At 60.1% G+C, this 20342-nt stretch carries 16 protein-coding genes; 13 read left to right on the forward strand and 3 right to left on the reverse strand.

Features of this window, described 5'->3' with window-relative positions; genetic code table 11:
- Nucleotides 1-309: 309 nt before the first annotated feature.
- Both ARUE_RS08825 and ARUE_RS24930 read right to left on the reverse strand, forming a co-directional pair.
- Nucleotides 310-2079 (reverse strand): DUF4209 domain-containing protein, encoded by a 1770-nt coding sequence (locus tag ARUE_RS08825; protein ID WP_014921454.1) that lies wholly within the window; start codon nt 2077-2079, stop codon nt 310-312.
- Nucleotides 2080-2772: 693 nt separating this feature from the next.
- Complete coding sequence (locus tag ARUE_RS24930; RefSeq protein WP_353580113.1) at nt 2773-3480, reverse strand: HNH endonuclease; 708 nt, start codon at nt 3478-3480, stop codon at nt 2773-2775.
- A gap of 2288 nt (nt 3481-5768) precedes the next feature.
- Here ARUE_RS24930 and ARUE_RS08835 point away from each other — a divergent pair.
- Nucleotides 5769-7061, forward strand: coding sequence for a C-glycoside deglycosidase beta subunit domain-containing protein (locus tag ARUE_RS08835; protein WP_014921457.1), 1293 nt, complete (start codon nt 5769-5771; stop codon nt 7059-7061).
- Nucleotides 7062-7086: 25 nt separating this feature from the next.
- On the forward strand, nt 7087-8565 hold the full coding sequence (locus tag ARUE_RS08840) for a C-glycoside deglycosidase beta subunit domain-containing protein (protein ID WP_014921458.1): 1479 nt from the start codon (nt 7087-7089) through the stop codon (nt 8563-8565).
- Between the two features lie 46 nt (nt 8566-8611).
- Here ARUE_RS08840 and ARUE_RS08845 read toward each other — a convergent pair whose 3' ends face one another.
- Nucleotides 8612-9553: a LysR family transcriptional regulator gene (locus ARUE_RS08845; RefSeq protein ID WP_014921459.1), complete on the reverse strand. Its 942-nt coding sequence runs from the start codon at nt 9551-9553 to the stop codon at nt 8612-8614.
- Between the two features lie 252 nt (nt 9554-9805).
- Here ARUE_RS08845 and ARUE_RS08850 point away from each other — a divergent pair, with 252 nt between their 5' ends.
- The 11 genes from ARUE_RS08850 to ARUE_RS08900 all read left to right on the forward strand — a co-directional run bounded on the left by ARUE_RS08850 (nt 9806) and on the right by ARUE_RS08900 (nt 20334).
- Nucleotides 9806-11089, forward strand: a complete 1284-nt coding sequence (locus tag ARUE_RS08850) for an ABC transporter substrate-binding protein (protein WP_014921460.1) — start codon at nt 9806-9808, stop codon at nt 11087-11089.
- A gap of 56 nt (nt 11090-11145) precedes the next feature.
- Nucleotides 11146-12105, forward strand: coding sequence for a carbohydrate ABC transporter permease (locus ARUE_RS08855; RefSeq protein WP_043470050.1), 960 nt, complete (start codon nt 11146-11148; stop codon nt 12103-12105).
- A gap of 2 nt (nt 12106-12107) precedes the next feature.
- Nucleotides 12108-12944 carry a carbohydrate ABC transporter permease gene (locus tag ARUE_RS08860; RefSeq protein ID WP_014921462.1) on the forward strand — a complete coding sequence of 279 codons (837 nt, stop codon included), beginning with the start codon at nt 12108-12110 and terminating at the stop codon, nt 12942-12944.
- Between the two features lie 93 nt (nt 12945-13037).
- A complete protein-coding gene (locus ARUE_RS08865) occupies nt 13038-13814 on the forward strand; it encodes a TIM barrel protein (protein WP_014921463.1) in 777 nt (258 codons plus the stop codon).
- A complete protein-coding gene (carA, locus tag ARUE_RS08870) occupies nt 13811-15373 on the forward strand; it encodes a c-glycoside 3-oxidase CarA (protein ID WP_043470051.1) in 1563 nt (520 codons plus the stop codon). The genes ARUE_RS08865 and carA overlap by 4 nt, the downstream gene beginning before the upstream one ends.
- Before the next feature lie 53 nt (nt 15374-15426).
- Nucleotides 15427-15822 carry a C-glycoside deglycosidase beta subunit domain-containing protein gene (locus tag ARUE_RS08875; RefSeq protein WP_014921465.1) on the forward strand — a complete coding sequence of 132 codons (396 nt, stop codon included), beginning with the start codon at nt 15427-15429 and terminating at the stop codon, nt 15820-15822.
- Nucleotides 15819-16922: a sugar phosphate isomerase/epimerase family protein gene (locus ARUE_RS08880; RefSeq protein WP_014921466.1), complete on the forward strand. Its 1104-nt coding sequence runs from the start codon at nt 15819-15821 to the stop codon at nt 16920-16922. The genes ARUE_RS08875 and ARUE_RS08880 overlap by 4 nt, the downstream gene beginning before the upstream one ends.
- A 17-nt stretch (nt 16923-16939) precedes the next feature.
- Nucleotides 16940-17965 (forward strand): sugar phosphate isomerase/epimerase family protein, encoded by a 1026-nt coding sequence (locus ARUE_RS08885; protein WP_014921467.1) that lies wholly within the window; start codon nt 16940-16942, stop codon nt 17963-17965.
- A gap of 10 nt (nt 17966-17975) precedes the next feature.
- Nucleotides 17976-18746: a nuclear transport factor 2 family protein gene (locus ARUE_RS08890; RefSeq protein ID WP_014921468.1), complete on the forward strand. Its 771-nt coding sequence runs from the start codon at nt 17976-17978 to the stop codon at nt 18744-18746.
- 8 nt (nt 18747-18754) lie between these two features.
- On the forward strand, nt 18755-19153 hold the full coding sequence (locus tag ARUE_RS08895; RefSeq protein WP_014921469.1) for a C-glycoside deglycosidase beta subunit domain-containing protein: 399 nt from the start codon (nt 18755-18757) through the stop codon (nt 19151-19153).
- Entirely contained in the window at nt 19150-20334 is a 1185-nt protein-coding gene (locus ARUE_RS08900; protein WP_014921470.1) for a Gfo/Idh/MocA family protein, read from the forward strand. The genes ARUE_RS08895 and ARUE_RS08900 overlap by 4 nt, the downstream gene beginning before the upstream one ends.
- The last annotated feature ends 8 nt before the right edge of the window (nt 20335-20342 follow it).

Here is a 20342-nt window from a genome sequence, read left to right on the forward strand (position 1 = left end):
GGGAATCTCGCTGAATCGGATGGATCCTTCGAATCCCTTGTCGCCTAACCAACGGATATTTAGGTGAGTCGGTCTCTCTGCGCTCCGCGGCGGCATCCTATTGGCATCCGTGACAGCGATTGAACCAGCGGGTCATTCGTTTGGAAGTCTCGCGGGGAGCCTGAGCAGTCAAGACGCGGCCTGCGACTAAGAAGAGGCGTTGATTATGGCCGTGAAAGTCGCCACTTATCGCCGAAAGACACAGGAGAACGGCCGGGCATCTTGATTAGCGCCGCACAAGATTGATTAGCGGCAGGTGGAGAACACGGGTCATGACCAGACCCACCCCAGTCGTCGCCGAAGTCGACTCCTCGTCATTGTGGGCATAGCCTCTAGACTTTGCGGATCAAGATTGTTTGGCATGGCACAGAAGAGCCCCGCGAGGCGAAGTAATAACGCAGATTGTTGCTCAGAAAAGTCCATCATGAAGCCGTGAGCAGCCAGATTCCGGAGGTTCATCCCAGGCGTCAACAACGTCATTCGAAGTGCTCGAACCCAATCGGGGTCAAGTTCTCGCTTTGCGAGGGCGTCAACGTAGAAATCCATTGCGGGAAAACGCCCCGGAGAGTCGCCTCGCTGAGTCCGGTAGAGCGGCTCATCGAGTGACCGGAGCAGCCCCCGCGCAGCACTTTCGACTAATGGGATCGAGAGTCTCGCCGAATGTGAATAATTCTCCGCCCAGTGAAGGGCAAGCGACTCAGAGAACAAGCGTGCAAGCGATCCATCCGCGGAGAGCGTTTCGACCATCCAGAGGGCAACACCCTCTGCTGGCGGCGCTGAGAAGCGCATGCGGATATGCTCCAATTCGAGCGCAAGGAGGATCGACGTTGTGCTCAGGTTCATTGTCTCGGTCCGGGTGATTTCTTCTTCCATGAAGTCGTCGTTGGTACGCTCCGGAAGGCCATGGACCCCGTAGACCGTACGTGTGATGAGTGATCTTATCGATCCCGTAGCTGCCCTACGGGCACGTCGCTTGTTTGCTTCATGGTCTCCAGATGGCGAAGGACTGGCCAAGAACGTCATCAGGGCATGACTCCAATCACGTGCGCGGTTGTACCTTCGAAGGTGGGCGCGAAACGCGTTTTTGGACAGTCGTACATCGTGGTGAATCGATTCCCAACCCATGGAGTCGTGGTCCACGGACTGCATGACGAGCACCGCCGCGTTCTTGAGGTCGGAAAAGCCGTAGTCGCTGGCCAGGCTTACCGCCGTCTGCGCATGGTGCATCTTGGCCATCCCATGGTCTTCGGCGCGGGCGCGGGCTAGGTAATGTTCCACATGCCAGCGACGGGCTGATGCCAACTCAGCGGGGCTATCCGCAAGTCGCGCAAGCGACTTAGCGATTTCATCAGTAAAGAACGTTGACGCGCCTCCGATATTCAAAAGGCGACTGCGAATCATCTCCCGTTCTTCTCCTGGTATGCTCACGCCGCGGCGGGCCGCGGAAAGTGCCGCTAAGAGAGTAAGTGCAGGGCCGCTTGTCTCAGACCTGTTGGCAAGCACCTCACTTTTTGCATACATAGCCTGGCGAACTGCCACTTCTTCGGTCATTTTGCGTGAACGAGCAATGGTGTTGGCTCTTGCGAGTGACAGCGCAACCTGCTGTGCTGTAACTCCTTCAAGTTCTGCCACCTCTAGATAACATGTGACGGTCGATGTTGCGTGCTCGGGTTTAGGCCTCACCCGCGCGGTTAGGAGAATGTCGGCAACGTGGGTGCGTATGGTTGATGGCCTCAGAATGTCGTAAACCTCGGCCCATAGCGACCAGGCGCCTGGCGGGGTCTCTGACATAGGACGAGTAGCAGTGACAGAGAGCGCTGATTGGACGAGATTCACGTCGCCGGCAGTTCCGAAATCTTCTTGCAGCTCATACGAGAAGACGAAGTCAATTTCTGCCTGGAGATTCTCATCCAAAAGCCTATATTCTTCCGCCAAACTAAGCTGCTCCCAAACCTTCAATACTTCATCAGCTGGGGTCGCAACCTTTCCCAGTAATCCCGAAACGACCTGAACATCGGTGGGATTGAACTCGTATGTCACGTTTCCTCTTCTCAATCAATTTGCTAGGGAAGCCTCTGCGGGGCAGGAGTCTGCCACCAACTGACTGTACTTGTTGTGGCCATCGCGTCCGCGAGACGGTCTGAAGTCAACTCGCTTTTAAGTGGGCCCCACGGGGGCAAGAGCTCGCTGCCAGCGGAGCATGGCCACTGCCTAAGACTAACTACAGCCGTCTGAGGCGTCCCAATAGCCCTGCCGCCTACGACTTTTCAGGGATAAATGGCGGTGTTTTCAGAGCTCTTTGGGTATGGAACTGCCGGGATGTGAGTGGTGGTGTGGCTTGTTGCGATCCACGAGCTGAGGATGCGCGGCTTTTCTCCTGTGGCTGCCGGTTGAACTGTCCAGCAGATGAGTTGTTGGTCTGAGTCTCTTGCCTAAATGAAGGTGTCCCGATCGATCATGCGGTCGCCGAGTTTCGGATGACGGAGGTCCACCAGCGGTCTAACTGCGCGTACGCCAGCAGAAGCTCGACTACGAGGACAGCGAGACGCGGGTGTGTGGGATTGGCGACGGACTGTATGCGGGCCTCCATCGCCTTGGTCGAACAGGCGTTTGTGGTGTCGATGGAGCCGTAGAGAGTTCGGAACGCCGCTAATCGTAAGCCCGTGAAAGTTGGTTGGGGTTGTCCTGTAGCGTGTCAGTCTCTGGATCTCGACTGGCACACCTCTTTAGGACCTAGAGTGCTTCGTCGATAGGCGCGAAACCACTGGCAAGACATTGCAAGGACGTCAGCTCTGCCGGTGACAAGTTCTTATTGCTGTAGAACTCCTCGCTTACCTGTATTGCTCTGAGTAGCTCGGGATGGAGCCGGGCGGCTTGCAAAACAGAGTCTACGGGACCGTCTGCGTCCCGCCAATCTGCTGGCAACCAAGGATTTCCCTTCTTTCCCCTGGGGGCTGATTTATCCCAGCGTGGTTTACCCCCAAGGAGTGGCGGGGCCCATGCAATTAGGATAGGGCGGTGTTTTTTCGAGGAGTTGCAGCCGGAACATGCTGGTGTGATGTTGTGGAGGGCATGGGGTCCTCCGCTGCTTGGGTGCAGAGGGACTATGTGATCCATATGGAGATTTTCTGGCTCAGTGCCCCGTCCACAATATGTACATCTATATCCAAGCCCTTCGGCCAAGTCGAGCCAATCAACAACAGAGAAGGGAACACTGCCGTGATTCCCCAGTTTCTGCGCTTTTCGTAAGGACTGTCCGAGGCGAGTTCGGAGGCGGATGCTGACGATATTCCGGGCAGCGCTTGCAGTTTGGGTGCATTTCAGGCTGCAATGTTTTGCGTTACGGCGTGCGGTTGACATGTCCGCACCGCAGTGGGGACAGAGTCGCATCCCGAGATCGCGGGCTCGGGCGAGTGCTCGGGTAAAGCGCAAATAGTGCATGTTGCAGCGGCCTACTTTGAATGCGTTGCTCGGGTCACTGTCCGGAGTTACGCAACAGCCTTCCTCCAAGCAGGTTGGCGGCTCGAAAGAACCGTAGGCATCCCAGAGTGTCCAGTGCTTGCGGCAAAGGCCCTCGTAGAGCTTGTTCTGTGGACCGCAGGCGTTGTTTACACGGCACCGCTGTTCGCCTTGCTCGACTCGCCGTTGTAACTTGCGGAAGCGCTGTTCGTGCATGGGGCACCTTCCTCCGACGAATTTGTTGGCAAATTCGGTCGGGACGACGTCGCAATCCAGTTCGATGCATGAATCCGCTTCGGAATAAAACCGGTGATACCGGCACATGCCGCTGTGAAGTCGCGTTTGCGGCCCACACTCTTCCTTTCCAACCGCGCACAACAACTCATAACTTCCGTACAGCCTCATGCGTCTGTAGTGCTTGCCGCAGACGTCATCGCTGTAAAGCTGCCCAGGTGTGCAGCTGTCGCCCCCAATTCGGCATTTTTTCTCCAGGTTGCTGTTCACTTCGACTCCCTTGCTCGTGCTCGGAAGCTATGACCGCAATCGACGGCTGTTCCCTTACCTTTGGCAGTCCTTCCGCATGACCATCCACCCGGAAATCTGAGGCCCGCCTCAGTGGCAGGTTCGTGGATGCCGATGAGTGCGGGTACGCGCCCTCGTCCACAGCGACCCTTTGCCATGCTTGCCAATCTTTTAGGGCCGGTATGCCGGCCATCGTAGTCCCGCTGTTGCGGCGGTGATGGCGACAGTACCCTAACTTTTTAGTTAAGAAAAGTTAAAGAGTATATACACGTTGAACAATTACGTGTATCATACAAACTTTTGTGACGTGATGAAACTGCTGTTGTCAGTCAAGACACACATACGCGTGGGTGAGATGTCCTCACTTACGTTGTTGTCGCGTGCCAGAGCGTGGACGGCAAGGCTCGCCGAATGATGGCGTCACCGCCAGTGTCTGGCCACTGGCCTTAGTTCGCCCGCGGGGCATAAAGAATTGTGCAGGGATATGCATATCAGAGACGTTCCCTCGGTGGTCAAGGGTGGAAGAAGTTTAAGTCTCGTCTAGTCATGTCCCTTCATGAACGATGCACAACGGATGCTCGAAAGGAGGGAATCTGATGAAGGCACCTTGCTCCGTTAGGGTCGGCCCCGGAGGCATAGTCCGGGCATCTGACGTGTACCCGTAATGCACTGTGATTCTCCCACCCGAGTTTGCTCGTCGAATGAGCAAAAGGAGGTGTGGACAATGTCCACACCTTCCACCTCGGACTCGCCCGTACAACCATCGGACTGGCCCGGATTCCGCATGTTCCGCCACTTCCCAGTGTTTCCAAGGCCCGGAATTCCGTTCGAGTCCCACCTCGGGCACGGCATACCCCCTCGTCAGAGGGGGTTTTTGCTTTAATGTGTGTACATTCTGGGTGGTCAAGTCCCTCTGACACTGGCCGCGGGGTGTGCCTGGCGCCGCGGGTCGCCTGTTTGGTTGTGGGGGAGCGGGCTCAGGGTCGTGGCTGACCGGCCCTCCGCTTGCTCTGAGCTGGGTTATGGGTTCCTGTCTTTCATCCGGTAGGTCGTGGTTGCCCTACACCTGTTCATAGGTAATGGCGGTGAGCGCAACATGACTTAGAGAACCTACGCCGAGACCGGCTTGGTTTCGGGTGGCTCCTGGGGGATGGAGACGAGGTTGGTGGCAGCTCTGCCAGTCCAAAGAGGGGTGAACATTGTCCACACTTATGTCTTCTCAATTGAGTCTGTTCACGGCCATTGCCTGCCCCTTGTTCGGCCTTCATCTACTTAACGCGTGGGTCCGAGCCGAGACGCCCGTTTGCAAGCGCACCATCTGTAGCACCGCGGCAACGTGAGAGTCCAGCCGCGACGGGCGCCCGGGTACTCAGGGGAGGTCTCTTCCATGTCGTCGACGCGTAACTATGACTAAGTGGGGAGGGTCCGGCGCGGATCGCGGTCCCTTTCAAAGTCGCCGGGCTTTTGGATCGCGTTTATGGAACTCTTTACGGACTCCCGCGAAGGCCGCAAGCGTCAGTTACTCCGTCCCCAAAGCTCCTATTAGGCCGCTAGCGCTGCACCGTGTGACGTACCGCGCCGCGGTATTACATGACCGATCCGCCTTCGAGGGATTCGGCCCAGCTGCGCGAACCCGTCGAGCTCCCTCCGGCGCCGCAAAGAAGTTTGGCCAGTTAGCCACCTACTTATGTTCAAATTATGCTTAAGTGGTCTATGCTCGTAGCATCCCCCTCAAGGAAAGAGCAAAGATGCTTCTCGAGCGAGACCTCATTCAAGCCACCGGCTTCCGCAATGTCCGCGACGGTGATCGCGTGACCGGCTTCCAATTCAGGGTGCGCATGCCGTCGTACCGCGGTATGGCTGCGTCGCTCATCGACGGCATCGCAGTACGTGTCGGCGATGTAGTGGACGTCCCGGCTGAGATTCCTCTCTGGACGCTCAGTGGAAACACGTACACACTTCGGGAACTCTGGGCGAGCGATGGTGCTCGTTGGCAACTCGAAGAGGCTGCAACCGTCACAGTGCCGTTTGAAGGTGGGCTCCCCCAGGGAGTGCATGACGTCCATGTGGAACTGAAGCTGCGTATGTCCTATATACCGATCGAGCATCAGCCCACTGTGCACCGGGCATCGCGAAGAATCACTCTTGCCCCGGAGGGTGGCGACGGCGTGTTCCGCTACGGCGTCTCCCTCTACAGTTTCATGCACGACTACGGAACAGTCCTGGATTTGGAGACGGCCTTGGCAGCCGTGGCAGATACCGGAGCCACCGGGGTCGAAATCCTGGGTGAAGGCCACGTGCCAAACTATCCGGAACCAACCACCGTATGGATCGATCAGTGGTTCAGCCTGCTGGAAAAGTATTCGCTGGAGCCGACCAACTACGGCTCATGGATTGATACCCGGCTCCGACCTGGCCAGGCGATGACGGCTCAAGAGGGAGCGGTTGCACTGCAGCGGGACCTCACGCTGGCCAATCGGCTGGGTTTTGGGTTTGTGCGGCCAAAGATCGGAGTGGTGTCCAGTGACCTGATTCCGGATCCCATCTGGACCGAATCCGTGGAACGTTCTTTGGACCTCGCCCACGAACTCGGAGTGGTCATCTGTCCGGAGATCCACTCGCCGACTCCCATCAAGCATCCGGTAGTGGACGACTACATCGGCTTGATCGAACGCACCGGAACGAAGAACTTTGGCTTGCTGATAGACACGGGAATTTTCCAGGACCGGCCCATCCCTTTGCGCGAAGGCGAAACGCGTGAAACAAGGCCAGCTTTCCTCGATGGCATTGGCGTTGATCCGGCTGACTTCGTAGATGTTGCTCAGTACGTGGTCTTCGTTCAGGCCAAGTTCCACGACATCAACGAAAATCTCGAAGACCAGCAGATTCCTTGGCGTCCTGTGCTTCAGGCGCTGAAAGACGCCGGCTACAACGGCTACCTGTCCAGCGAGTACGAAGGCGAACGGACGCCATGGCGTTCCATCGAACAAGTTCGCCGTCAGCACTCGCTCATCCGCACCATCGCCTCCGAGCTCGCCTGAGTATCCTCACAGTTAGAGAAGAACAATGCCCAATGGACTAATTCACGAAGACAGCCTGCGCGCTCACCCTGAGGGCCTCGCCGTATCGCTCACGCTTCCCTGGTACAGGAGCCTCTGGCTCTCATCCGTATCCACGCTGAAACTCACAGTCGATGGAGAGGAGGTTCCGAGCGAAGAACTGTCCCTCAGCCTCGGCGGTGCGAGCTATGCCCTGGCCGACCTTCCCCAACAATTCGAAACATTGTGGTTCCTGCAGGAGCACCCGCTGCTGATCGCCAAGCGACCGGAGCCCGTTCAAGTAGGGGAGCGGCACACCATCCAGGTCTTCGGTGAGCTTCGACTTCCCTACATGCAGATAGCGCTAGGTCAGGATGGCGGCCCCGGCATGTACGTACCGAACTTCGTCAACCAAAACCTCGAACTGACGGTCGTGGACGCGGACGCACCGGCACCGAAAACCACGACGGCGGTCACGCCCCCACCGCCGAAAGCGGACGAAGACCCGTTCTCACTGGGGCTGACTCTTTACTCAGCCAGTGCAGAATTCCGGGCCGGGTGGTACGACTTCGATGGCTTGCTGAACAGGGTGGCTGAGCTTGGCATCGGTCCGGGCATCGAGATTGTCGCTTCCCAGGTACTGCCGACATATCCGGAAGTTACTGCTGATTTCGCTGCATCCTGGCAGCAAGCGTTCGACAAACACGGCTTCGACGCGAGTTCCTTCGGAGCAAACCTGGACATGGGGCGGCGCCGGGACCGCGACATGACTCCGGACGAAGAGTACGAATTCACCGAGAGGCTCTTTCAAGGCGCCAGTAAACTGGGCTTCCCTTTGGTGCGGATCCAGAGTGCCAAGCCGGAGCTGCTACGCCGGTTGCTGCCTCTCGCTGAGAAGCTTGAGCTCAAACTCGCGTACGAGATCCATGCTCCGCTCGGGCCCAACTCCCCGGAGATCATGAAGGTCCGGGATGTCTATGCCGAGCTGGACTCGCCGCTGCTGGGGTTCGTTGCCGATTTCTCGTCCACCATGCACAGCATGTCTCCGACGCTGCTGCGGGCCGTTTCCCGGGCTGGCTTGGACGGGGAAGCGCTGGAACGCCTGCAGGCTATTTGGGCCACCGACGCCACCATGCGGGAACGCCAGCAAGAGTTTATCGGTTACCTGCGGGGGCGGGACTTTGACCCTGCCCGGCTGGGCTCTTTCGCCCACTTGGCATTCAACATGCACGGCCACGTCAAGCCGACTGAGTGGGCGGACATCATGCCGCAGATCATGCACGTCCACGCCAAGTTCTATGACATCGATGAGCAAGGCAACGAGCCCGCCATCGACTACCCGGAGCTCGTCAGGGTCTTCGTGAAAGGTGGATACCGGGGCTACTGGTCTAGTGAATGGGAGGGGCACGCCTTCGCTGAATTGGGCGAAGTCGACCCGCTCCTGCTGGTCCGCAAGCAGCACGACCTGATCCGTCGCAGCATGCGTGCTGCCGTGGCACCAGTCTGATATGTACCGCATCACGTAATGCCCGGCCGGATTCTCCGGCTGGGCTTTACGTGTTGGCGGCAGTTCCGGCGGCCACAATGGCAGCGGCCTCTTCGAAGAGTCCGCGCATCCAGATGTGCTCGGAGTCTGCGTTGTGAACAGGGTGCCACCACAAGGCGTTGACCAGCGGAGTAGCCGGGAAAGGCAACGGAAGGATACGGACGCCACCCAGGCGCCGGGCAATGGGAGCCAAGGCTGCCTGAATGAGCCCAATCCTGTTGGTGCCGGCGATGAAGTGGGGGAGTGCCTGGAAGCTTTCCACAACTACTTCCACCCGCGGTTCAATGCCCAGTTGCTGGATCTGGCGTTCGGCGGAGGTGAATGCTGACCGGGATTGGTAGGTCATGACCCATGGCAGGGCGGCGATGTTGTCCATGGAGACCTCATCCCCGACGGACTCATTGGTTTCCGAAACCACCGCCAGCCAGTCATCGCGCCACAGGTCGACAAACGGAAGGCCGGTCAGGATCCCGTGCGGAATCACCATGCCATCTGCAGCCCGTAGCCGATTGGCCGCGTCTTCGACCACCACAGGGTTGTGCAGCATAAAACGGAATCGGACTCCGGGGGCCCGCTCGGCTGCGAGCTCTGAGACGATGCGGCCAACAGTGGTGAAGCCGTAGTCGGATCCGTAGATGGAAAATTCGCGCGCCGATTCGTTGGGCTCCCAGCTGGCCTGGCTCTCGAATACCCGGCGCGCGGCGTCCAGGGCAAGCGTGGTGTGTTCGGCGAGCCTGAGGGCAAATGGCGTGAGCTCATACGTGTTCCCGCGCCGGGCCAGAATTGGATCGCCGAAGTGGCTCCTGAGTCGGGCCAAGGACGCGCTCAGTGCCGGTTGACTCAAGTGAAGGCGTTCGGCGGCCCGCGTCACGCTGCGTTCGGTGATGAGGGCGTCCAAGGACGTCAGCAGGTTGAGGTCGAGCCTGGAAAGCAGTGCGTGGTCCGTCACCCGGGGATCCTTTGAGTCTGGGCCTTATGGGAAAGAAGGCGTAGCAGGACCAGTGTATCCATGCCCTTGATGACTCTCCGGTAGCTCATCGGAGGGGCAAATACGGGGTCCGCGACCGGCCGCGAGGCAGAACAGTGGGACTTATGTGCGGCATTCAAAATACTTATGTGTCTTTCTGGCAAATGCCATGCATACTGATGAGTGACCGGGGTCACGGTACTCCGACAGACAAAGAAGTCAGAAAGGCTGAAAATGACACAGCACCGCTTCCGGGGACTTAAGCTCGGCGTCCTCGTTGTCCCAACCGCTGCTGCACTGGCACTAACAGGCTGCTCGAGCTCCACTCCCGCGGCCAGCAACGGCGGCTCCAAGGAATTCTCGCTGACGTTCTCCACGTCCAACACCATCGAGAGCCCCTTCCAAAAGCTAGGCGAGCAGTACATGGCCGCTCACCCGGACGTGAAGATCACGTTCAACGCGCAGCCCAACGACTCATACGACCAGACTGTTCGCACCCAGCTGCAGGCTGGCAATGCCTCAGATGTGATCGTGACCTCGCCAGGCTCGGGCACCGGCCGGAGTATCCTTCCGCTGGTCGAGGCGAACTTCCTCGAGCCGCTGGACGAGTCCGCGAAGAAACTGGTTCCCGTAGGGAGCGAGGCACTGTTCGGCAAGGATGGGAAAGTCTACGGACAGGCGCCGGAGATCACCGTTGTGGGCATCGTGGCCAACGAAACTGCCGCCAAGGCGGCCGGCCTCTCCGATTTTCCTACCGACTTCGCAGCTTTGGAGAAGCAGTGCTCCACCTTGAGCTCATCCGGTAAGTCGTTCTTTGCCCTTGCCGGCTCGGCCGCACCGAATACTGGCCTCATGGCCATGTCCTTGGCGGCGTCCCGCGTCTACGCCGAGGACCCGAAATGGAACGAAAAGCGCGTCAACAAGGAAACGACCTTCGCTGATACCCAGGGCTGGAAGGACTCCCTTGAGGCCGTCAAGACGCTCAACGATGCAGGATGCTTCCAAAAGGGAGCTGCGGGCGCCGGCTTCGATGCCATCACCAAGGGGCTTGCCAGCGGGTCTTCCATTGCCGGCTTCGTCCCGGGTCCCACCTGGAAGCAAATTAAGACGGCGGCCGCGGATGCAGATTTCGCAGTCCGCGCCCTGCCTGCTGAAGGTTCGGGCAAGAGCTACGTCTACGCCAGCGCCAACTACTCCTTCTCCATCAATGCCGCGTCCAAAAACAAGGAAGCTGCCAAGGCATTCCTGGATTGGGCAGCCGAACCTGAGCAGACCAAGACCTTTGCTGAGGCCGACGGCGCCCTCCCTGTGAGCGGCCTCGAGAGCTATGACTACGGTTCGGGCGCCTACAAGAACGTCGGGGACCTCATCAAGGATGGAAAGTACGGTCCGCTGCCCAACAGCCAATGGCCAAACTCCGCTGTCTACGACGCACTTGCCACTGGTGTCCAAGGACTCCTGACCGGACAGAAGTCCGTTGACCAGGTCCTGCAGGCCATGGATTCGGCCTGGGGCTAAGAGCAGATTCAGACCAACGACGTTCCGACGACTCAAAGGGACAAGCAAGGATTACCATGACTGCGACGATGCAATCGAAAACCGAAGCAGCAAATGCGCCCCGGCGAGGCAGGCGGAACCCGGGGGCGGCCCGCAAGGTCCGCTCCCGGGGTGGCTCCCTGCAGTTCGGACACTGGTGGTGGGCCCTTCCCGGCATAGCCCTCGTCATCGCCATCCACTACGTTGCCACTGGCATCGGCGGCTACTTCGCCTTCACCAACTGGACCGGAATCGGGTCCTTCAAGGTAGTGGGCCTGGCCAACTTTGAGGCCATCTTCAAAGACCCCACCAAGCTTGGGGCCTTGATGAATACCCTGTTCCTGGCCTTCTCCTCAGTGTTCCTTGGCAATGTAGCCGGCTTGGTCATCGCCCTGGGATTGAACCGAGTGGTGAAGACCCGGTACCTCCTCCGCACCCTGTTCTTCATGCCCGTAGTCCTCAGCCCTCTGGCGACGGCCTACATCTGGAAGTACATCTTCGACTTCGACGGTCCCATCAACGTCTTCCTCAAGTCCGTCGGCCTGGAAGATCTCGCCAAACCGTGGCTCGCCGATCCACAGTGGGCCATCTGGACAGTATTGGTAGTCCTGGTATGGGGCAGCACCGGCTTCGCGATGGTCATATTCATGGCCGGTCTGGCCAGCGTCCCCGTGGAAATCGAAGAAGCCGCCGCCATCGACGGCGCCAACCTGTGGCAACGGTTCTGGAACGTCACGCTCCCGGCGATCCGCCCCGCGGTAGCAATCGCAACAACACTCGGCATCGTCCAAGGACTCAGGGTCTTCGACCCCATTATGGCACTCACCGGCGGCGGTCCAGCGGGCGCCACCGAAACCCTGGCCACGCAGGTCTACAAGCAGGCTTTTGCCCTGGGTAACTTCGGTGGCGGTGCCGCCCTGGCCCTGGTGCTTGCACTCATCATCTTGTTCTTCGCCGTAATCCAGCAGCGGCTGACGCGATCGAACCCGGAGGACTAACAATGTTCCGTTACACGAAACTGACTCTTCTCCGCGAAATCGGGCTGTGGGTGTTGGCCCTCCTTTTCCTGGCACCCTTCTACTTCCTGGTGACCACCGCCCTGAAGTCGGACAGTGAGATCTACACCACCTCGCCTCTCGCGCCGCCGTCAAGCCCGGATTTCAGCAACTTCACGGCCGTACTGACTGCTACAGGCAACTCCAACGTGATGCTGGGGCTGATGAACAGCCTGATCATCACGGCGGGCAGCATCCTGGGCCTGATCGCCCTTGGCTCCATCACCGGCTACGTGATCTCCCGTTCAACCAAGCGCTGGAGCAAGGGCGTTTACTACCTGTTCCTGATAGCGATCATTCTGCCGGGGCAGCTCGGGGCGGTTCCGCTGTACATGGGCGCCCGCTCCTTGGGCCTCACGGGTTCAGCCTGGGGTCTGATCGTTCTATACACAGGCATGTTGCTGCCGCTTTCGATCTTCCTTTACGCCAACTTCTTCCGCGGTCTCGGTACCGACTACGAGGAAGCGGCAACCATCGACGGTGCCAGCAAGACGCAGGTTTTCTCCAAGGTGGTCTTCCCCATGATGGCGCCCGCCACCGGAACTGTGACGATCTTTGCGGGCCTGATCGTGTGGAACGACTTCTTTACCTCGCTGATCTTCCTGGGCGGATCCAGCAACCAGACCCTGCCGGTGGCCATGTACTACTTCATCGGCTCCCTTGTTTCCCAGTGGAACTCCATCTTTGCGATCGTGATCGTGTCCATGATCCCGATCCTGGCCCTGTTCCTCTTCGCACAGAAGCGCTTCATCCAAGGCTTCTCCGGCGGCCTGAAAGGCTAAGCGAGACCGAAAGCCGGCTTCAGTCCGTCCCCGCAGATGCAGCCCACGACCACCCCATGTTTTAGAGAAACCCCTAAATTTCAGGAGACAGCCATGTTCCAACTTGCGCCGAATATCGACCTTCTTTTCTCCGAAGCTGGCGAAAGTGCCGCAGATCGGGTGCGGGCAGCAGCGGCTGCCGGCTTCGACGCCGTCGAAATGTGGGGACCCACGGGTAAGGACATCCCTGCCCTGAAGGCAGCCCTGGATGAAACCGGCGTGCAACTCACTGCCCAACTCGCGGAGCCGCGGATGCAGTTCATGATTCCGCCAAAGAACCATGCACCTTTCTACGAAGGTCTGGATGCCGGTGTCGCAGTAGCCCAGCAACTCGGATGCCCGCGGATCGTCGTGGGAAGCGGGACCGGGTTCGGCGGGCGCAAGCGCCAAGACCAGTTGGACGAACTCATCGAAATTTTCACTGAGGGTGTCAACCACATCCAAGGGTCAGGCATCACGCTGGTCCTGGAACCGGTCAACGTTCGCGTGGACCACCCGGGCGCCCTGCTGGATCGGACGTCCGAGGCCGTCTACATCGCCCGCGGCGTCAACTCACCGTCCTTCGGCGTCCTCTACGACCTCTACCACTCCACGGTCGAGGGCGAAGATATCGCCAAGGAACTCGCCAATGCCGGCGACCTCATCAAGTACGTTCAGATCGCCGATGCGCCGGGCCGCGGCGAGCCGGGCTCCGGTTCCATTGACTGGGCTGCCCGCCTCAACGACCTTCAGTCCAGCGGCTACACGGGTCCGATCGGCCTTGAGTACTACCCAACCATTGACTCCGCCAAGTCGGTGCGGCGCATCCAGGAACTGGTGGCTTCACGGTGACTCAGCGCTCTTACCCCGCGGCGGTGGACGTCGCCATCGTGGGCAGCGGCCCCACAGCCTCGGCCTACGCGCGGATCCTCAGCGAAGAGGCCCCCGGTGCAACCATCGCCATGTTCGAAGTGGGGCCCACGGTCAGCAACCCGCCGGGTGCCCACGTCAAGAACATTGCAGATGAGCAGCGGCGAACGTTGGCGCAGCGTGCCTCTGAGGGTCCGGGCGCGGGGGCCGCAACGGTCAACTCGCCGGGCGCCGTCAAAAGCGGCGAACGCAGGGCACGTCCCGGAACCTACCTGCTCACCGAAGGCTATGCGTTTGCGGGGGAGGACGGCCTGCCGGTAGCAGCCATGTCCAGCAACGTGGGAGGAATGGGTGCCCACTGGACGGCTGCGTGCCCCCGCCCCGCCGGCAAGGAACTTATTGGATTCCTGCCGGACCTCGACGCTTTGCTGGACGATGCCGAACGCCTCTTGGGCGTCACGACGCACGCTTTTGATGATGCGCCCTTCTCGGACATTGTCCTCAGCAAGTTAGCCGCGGCAGTGGACGATGGGCGCGAGTCCGCCCGCCGTGTCCAACCCATGCCTCTGGCTGTCCACCGCGAGCCGGACGGCCGCCTCATGTGGTCCGGAGCAGACGTCGTCATGGGCGAAGCTACCCGAAACAACCCACGCTTTGACTTGTTCGACGAATCGCTGGTCACCAAGGTCACGCTCGACGGCGGCAGGGCAGCAGGCCTCGAGGTCCAGGACCGCCGGACTGGCGGCAGCCATCACGTTGCCGCCCGCTTCGTCGTGGTGGCGGCCGACGCGCTGCGGACCCCGCAACTGCTGTGGGCTTCCGGCATTCAACCGGACGCACTTGGCCGCTATCTCAATGACCAGCCGCAGATAGTCTTTGCCAGCCGGCTGGAAGGCGTCTCTTTTGCCGAGACGGCTGAGTCGAACTGTCACGGCGGGCTGACCCGGCAAAGCGGTGTTGCTTGGGTTCCGTACTCTGACGACGTTCCGTTCCATGGCCAGATCATGCAGTTGGATGCCTCGCCGGTTCCCTTAGCTGACGACGATCCAGTAGTCCCCGGCTCCATAGTGGGACTGGGCCTGTTTTGCGCCAAGGACCTCCAGCGCGATGACCGTGTGGTATTCGACGACGACGAGCGCGATGCGTACGGAATGCCGGCCATGCGCATCCACTACCGCCTGACGGACCGTGATCATGAGGTTATTGAACGGGCAAAGAGCGAGATCGTCCGGCTCGGCAATGCCGTAGGCCTTCCCCTGGATGACCGGCCGTTTGTCCTGCCACCTGGTTCGTCCCTGCACTACCAAGGCTCTACTCGGATGGGTGCATCCGATAACGGCGAGAGTGTGTGCTCGCCGGACAGCGAAGTCTGGGGAGCCGAAGGCCTTTTCGTGGCCGGCAACGGGGTCATCCCCACGGCGACCGCGTGTAACCCAACCCTAACGGCGGTCGCTTTGGCTGTTCGTGGAGCACGCAGAATCGCCAGGAACCTCGCAGTCACTTTACTTATGTCAGAATCAGACAATAGAATTACTAAATAAGGAAAAAGTCGCTGAGGGGCGCTGATGCTCCCAGTGAGACAAGGAGATTTCCGATGATTGCCGACCGCATGATCGAGCAGGGAACGCTCACAACCGAGGCGGGCCGAACCGCCGTCGAAGTCCGTATCCCGTGGTATCGGGCCCTTCCGGGTTCGTGCATTGCCGGGGCCGCGCTCACCATCGATGGTGTTGCTGCTCCTGAGGAATCACTTCGCTGGACCATGAACAACCGCACGTTCAGCTTCGCTGAACTCGTCGAAGAAACGAACGAATGGTGGTTCCCTCTGGATTCAGCCGTCCTGTCCGGCGAGCTGCCGATCACCGACACGGACGCCGAGCATGAAGTCCGCGTGGATCTCAAGCTCTACATCCCCTACATCATCACCGACCACGGCGTGTTGCACATCGAAGAGAACAACACCAAGACCATGAAGGTAGGACAGCGATGACCGGCCTCGGCACGCCCATCCAGGGCGTTACCCTCTACAGCTTCACAAGGGCTTTCCATAGCCGCCAATACGACCTGGACAGCCTGATCCGCAAGGTTGCCTCCGAAGGCTACGGACCCGGGCTCGAGATCATCGGCTTCTCCAGCCTGCGAGGCTTTCCGGACCGGGTGGAGGACTCTTTCGTGGGTCACTTCCGCGACCTCGTAGCCGAAGTCGACCTGGTTCCCACCTCGCTTGCCATCAACGTTGACACCGGCATCCGCAGGGACCGCCTGATGAACCACGACGAACTCGTGGAATACATGCGCAAGCAGATCGAGGTCGCATCCAGGCTCGGTTTCCCGATCGCGCGAGTACAGATCTCCCTGACGCCCGATGCCATGGAAAGTTTGCTCCCCGTGGCGGAACAGTACGGCGTAACCCTCGCGCTGGAGGTCCACGCGGACCAGCACGGTGCCCACGAGCGCATCCTCGCCCTGCGCGACCGGTACGAAAAGCTCAACTCGCCGCTGCTCGGTTTCACCGCAGACTGGGGAGCCACAGTCAGCGGTTTCGCTCCATCGCTGCTCGAGGCGTACCGCCGCCGCGGCGCCTCGGAAGAGCTCCTCCATGACGTCGTGGAACTGTGGAACGGCTTCTACGCTGAGGGCCCGCCCATCACGCAGAAAGTCCACGGCGAGCGCTTCGGCGCCTTCATCGGATTGGCCGCCCGCAATGGACGTCCGGACCTCGGAATCGACTTCGCCATCAACGGAACCGGGCTCTTTGGCCCTGCGCCGATTGATACCTGGCTGGAGATCATGCCCCACGTCCGCCATGTCCACGGCAAGTTCTTCGGTATCGACGAGAACGGTGAGGAACCATCCGTTCCGGTGCGTGACCTGGTCCGCCAACTCGTGGAGAACGGCTACTCCGGTGCGATCTCCAGCGAGTACGAGGGCTGGCACTGGAACAACTGGGAGGATCCCTTCGACATCATCCGGGGCGAACAGGCCGTCCAGCGCTCAGCTGCGACCAACGCCGGCTCCAGGATGATCACCGATCCCGCTGAAGCCCGCAGCATCCTCAACAGCCACCTCACCCAGCCGGTCCTCGGCTGATACGAACGGATAAGAACATGTCTACAGGCATCGCAGGCTCGGGTATCGAGCTTGGAATCACCCTTTACTCCCTGACCTCCGAATTCGCCGCGGGCCACTACACGCCCGAGACACTCATCAAGGCCGTCGCTGATGAAGGCCTGGGCCCCGGCGTCGAATTCAACATCGCACAGATGTTGCGCACCTACCCGGACGTCGACGCTGAGTTCGTCAAGCTGTGGCGCGACAGCATGGACCGATACGGGCTGACCCCCAGCGCGGTGGGCACCAATCTGGACATGGGCCGCCGCAAGGATCGGGACATGACCCCGGACGAAGAGTTCGACTTCTTTGCGCGCCAGCTGAAGACGGCAAACACCTTGGGCTTCAACAAGATCGTCATTCGATCCGCTGGCAAGGAGCTGCTGCGCCGCCTCCTGCCGCTCGCGGAGAAGTACGACCAGAAGCTCGGCTACGAAATCCACGCCCCGCAGGGACCGAACGACCCCAAGATCCTCCAGATACGGGAAATGTATGAAGAGCTGGGAAGCGAGCGGCTGGGCTTCACGGCAGACTTCAGCTCCACGATGCACAGCCTTTCGCCTACCCTGTACAGGACCCTGACCGAGATGGGGCTGCCGCAGGAACACTTCGCGGTGATGCAGGAGATCTGGAAGAAGCCCCTTCCCATGCAGGAACGCAACCAGGAGTTCGAGGACTACCTGCGTTCCAAAAATTTCGATCCGGCGAACCTGGGGCCCTTCACCCGCCTGGCGTTCAACATGCACGGGCTGGTGGCACCCGAGGAGTGGCTGGACATCATGCCGCAGATGTTCCATGTTCACGCCAAGTTCTACGACATCGACGAGCACGGCAACGAGCCCGCCATGGACATCCCGCGCATTGTCCGCCAGTTCGTCAAGGGCGGCTACACAGGCTTCCTTTCGAGCGAGTGGGAAGGCCACGCCTTTGCCGACCTCGGCGAATCGGACCCGATCGACCTCGTCAAGAAGCAGCATGCACTCATGCGCCGCGCCATCGAAGACGCCGTAGTGCCGGCCTAGGGAGATATCCATGCCAGCAACCGATACGGACCTCAGCGCGGTGATCCAGCAGCTCCAAACCGAACTGAAGGAAGCCCAACGTTTGGCTCGCCGCGCGAACGACCGCGGCGACATCGAGAACCTGTTCAACCGCTACATGTACCTGCACAACGCTTTCCAGGACGAGCAGATCATCCCTCTGTGGGTGAAGCCGGGAACTCCCGGCGTCCGGGCCCGTTACACGAACGCGGGGCAGTACACGGACTACGACAGCGTTATCCGTTACCACCAGGGCCGTCCGAACCCGGAGGGCAAGCTGATCCTGCACTACACCACAACCCCGGTCATCGAAGTTGCGGCCGACGGCGAAACCGCCAAGGGCGTTTGGATCATGACCGGCAATGAATCGGGCCTGACGGACCCGGACGTTGCTAAGGAAAGCCCGGACTATATGTACTCTCCGGGCGAAGTCCTGGGAAAGAAAGTCTGGGCACACTGGGTGTGGTGCAAATACGCCGTGGACTTCCTCCGCCAAGACGGTGAGTGGAAGATCTGGAAGTTCCGCTGCTACGAGCTCCTGCGGGCACCATTCGAAGAGAACTGGATCAGCTTCGCCGAAAAGAATCAGCACGCTTTCGCGCTGGACCTCATGTACTTCGGGGACGATGGCAAGCCCGTCTTCATGCCGCCCGCGGACGAACCCGTGCCCAGCGAATACCACCCGTACAACCCGACGGCCCGGCAGACACTGGAGCCGCAGCCGCCGGTACCGCATCAAACCTTCGTCGAGACCTTTGAGTAAGGATCATCATGGCAACCCATAACTCCCTTTTCCAGGACGCTGACGTCCGCCGGCACCCCGAGGGCATCTCTGTCTCCGTGCAGCTGCCCTGGTACCGCAGCTTGTGGCTCTCCGCCGTGGATGATGTCGCCGCCACCGTCAATGGTGTTGAAATTCCCAAGTCCGCCCTGCGGTTCGAACTGCAGGGAAGAAGCTACTCCATTGAGGAACTCCCGGAACAATGGGAAACCTTGTGGTTCGTGGCCGACAAGCCGGACATTATCATCCCGCTGGACCGGGTCCCCGACTCCGGTGAGGAAATCGACGTCGAAGTCATCCTGACCCTCCGCCTGCTGTACATGCAGATCGCACCCATGCGCTACGTGGGCAACCGGGTGGCGGTTGAGCGCAAAGTTGTGCTCGCATGACAAGCCTCCGGGTGGCCATGATCGGCTATGGGTTCATGGGCGCTGCCCACTCCCAGGGCTGGCGGACGGCACCGCGTGTTTTCGATCTTCCGCTTGATGCCCAGATGGCTGTCATCGTTGGCAGGGACGCAACGGCGGTGGCCGCCGCGGCCAGTAAATGGGGCTGGGCCGAATCGGCCACTGACTGGCGGGGGGTCATCGCCCGCGATGACATCGACATCGTGGACATTGTGACTCCTGGCGATTCCCATGCCGAGATCGCCATCGCCGCCTTGGAGGCAGGCAAGCACGTCCTGTGCGAGAAGCCGCTGGCCAACACCGTGGCGGAAGCAGAAGCCATGGCCGCCGCTGCTGAACGTGCCGCGGCGCGGGGAGTGAAAGCGATGGTGGGTTTCACCTACCGTCGGGTGCCGGCCGTGACGTTCCTGCGCCAGCTCATCGCCGAAGGCGCGGTGGGCCGGATCGCACACGTTCGAGCGTCCTACCGCCAGGATTGGCTGGTGGATCCGGACATGCCCTTGGCGTGGCGGCTCCAGAAAGAGCATGCGGGCTCCGGCGCGTTGGGGGACATCGGAGCCCACGCCATCGATCTGGTGGAGTTCGTTACCGGGATCGACGTCGAACAGGTCTCCGGCGTGCTGGATACCATCGTCAAGCAACGGCCGCTTCTTGGTAGCGGATCGGGACTTTCCGGTAAGGCGACTGCCGGGTACGGGCAGGTCACTGTGGATGACATTGCCATCTTCACGGGACGACTTGCCTCCGGGGCGCTGGCTTCCTTCGAAGCCACGCGCTTCGCAACCGGGCGGAAGAACGCACTCTCCATCGAAGTTTCCGGCGACAAGGGTGCCTTGGCCTTCGATTTGGAAGACCTGAACAGCATCCAATTCTACGACCGGACCGCCCCGGCCGATCAGCAGGGTTTCCGCAAGATCCTGGTCACCGAACCCGTTCATCCCTACGTCGCTGCGTGGTGGCCGGCCGGACACATGCTGGGCTACGAGCACGGCTTCTCCCACCAAGTCAAGGATCTCGTGGAAGGCATCTACAGGAACACGGATCCGCACCCGACCTTTGCCGATGGCCTGCGGGTTCAGCGCGTACTGGAAGCCGTGGAACGCAGCTCAGACAACGACTCTGCCTGGACACGCGTGGCCGCGGACGTCCGGGTGGAAGCCTAGGAAGGACA

Origin of the sequence: Arthrobacter sp. Rue61a, assembly GCF_000294695.2 — a bacterium.
Taxonomy (GTDB): domain Bacteria; phylum Actinomycetota; class Actinomycetes; order Actinomycetales; family Micrococcaceae; genus Arthrobacter; species Arthrobacter aurescens_A.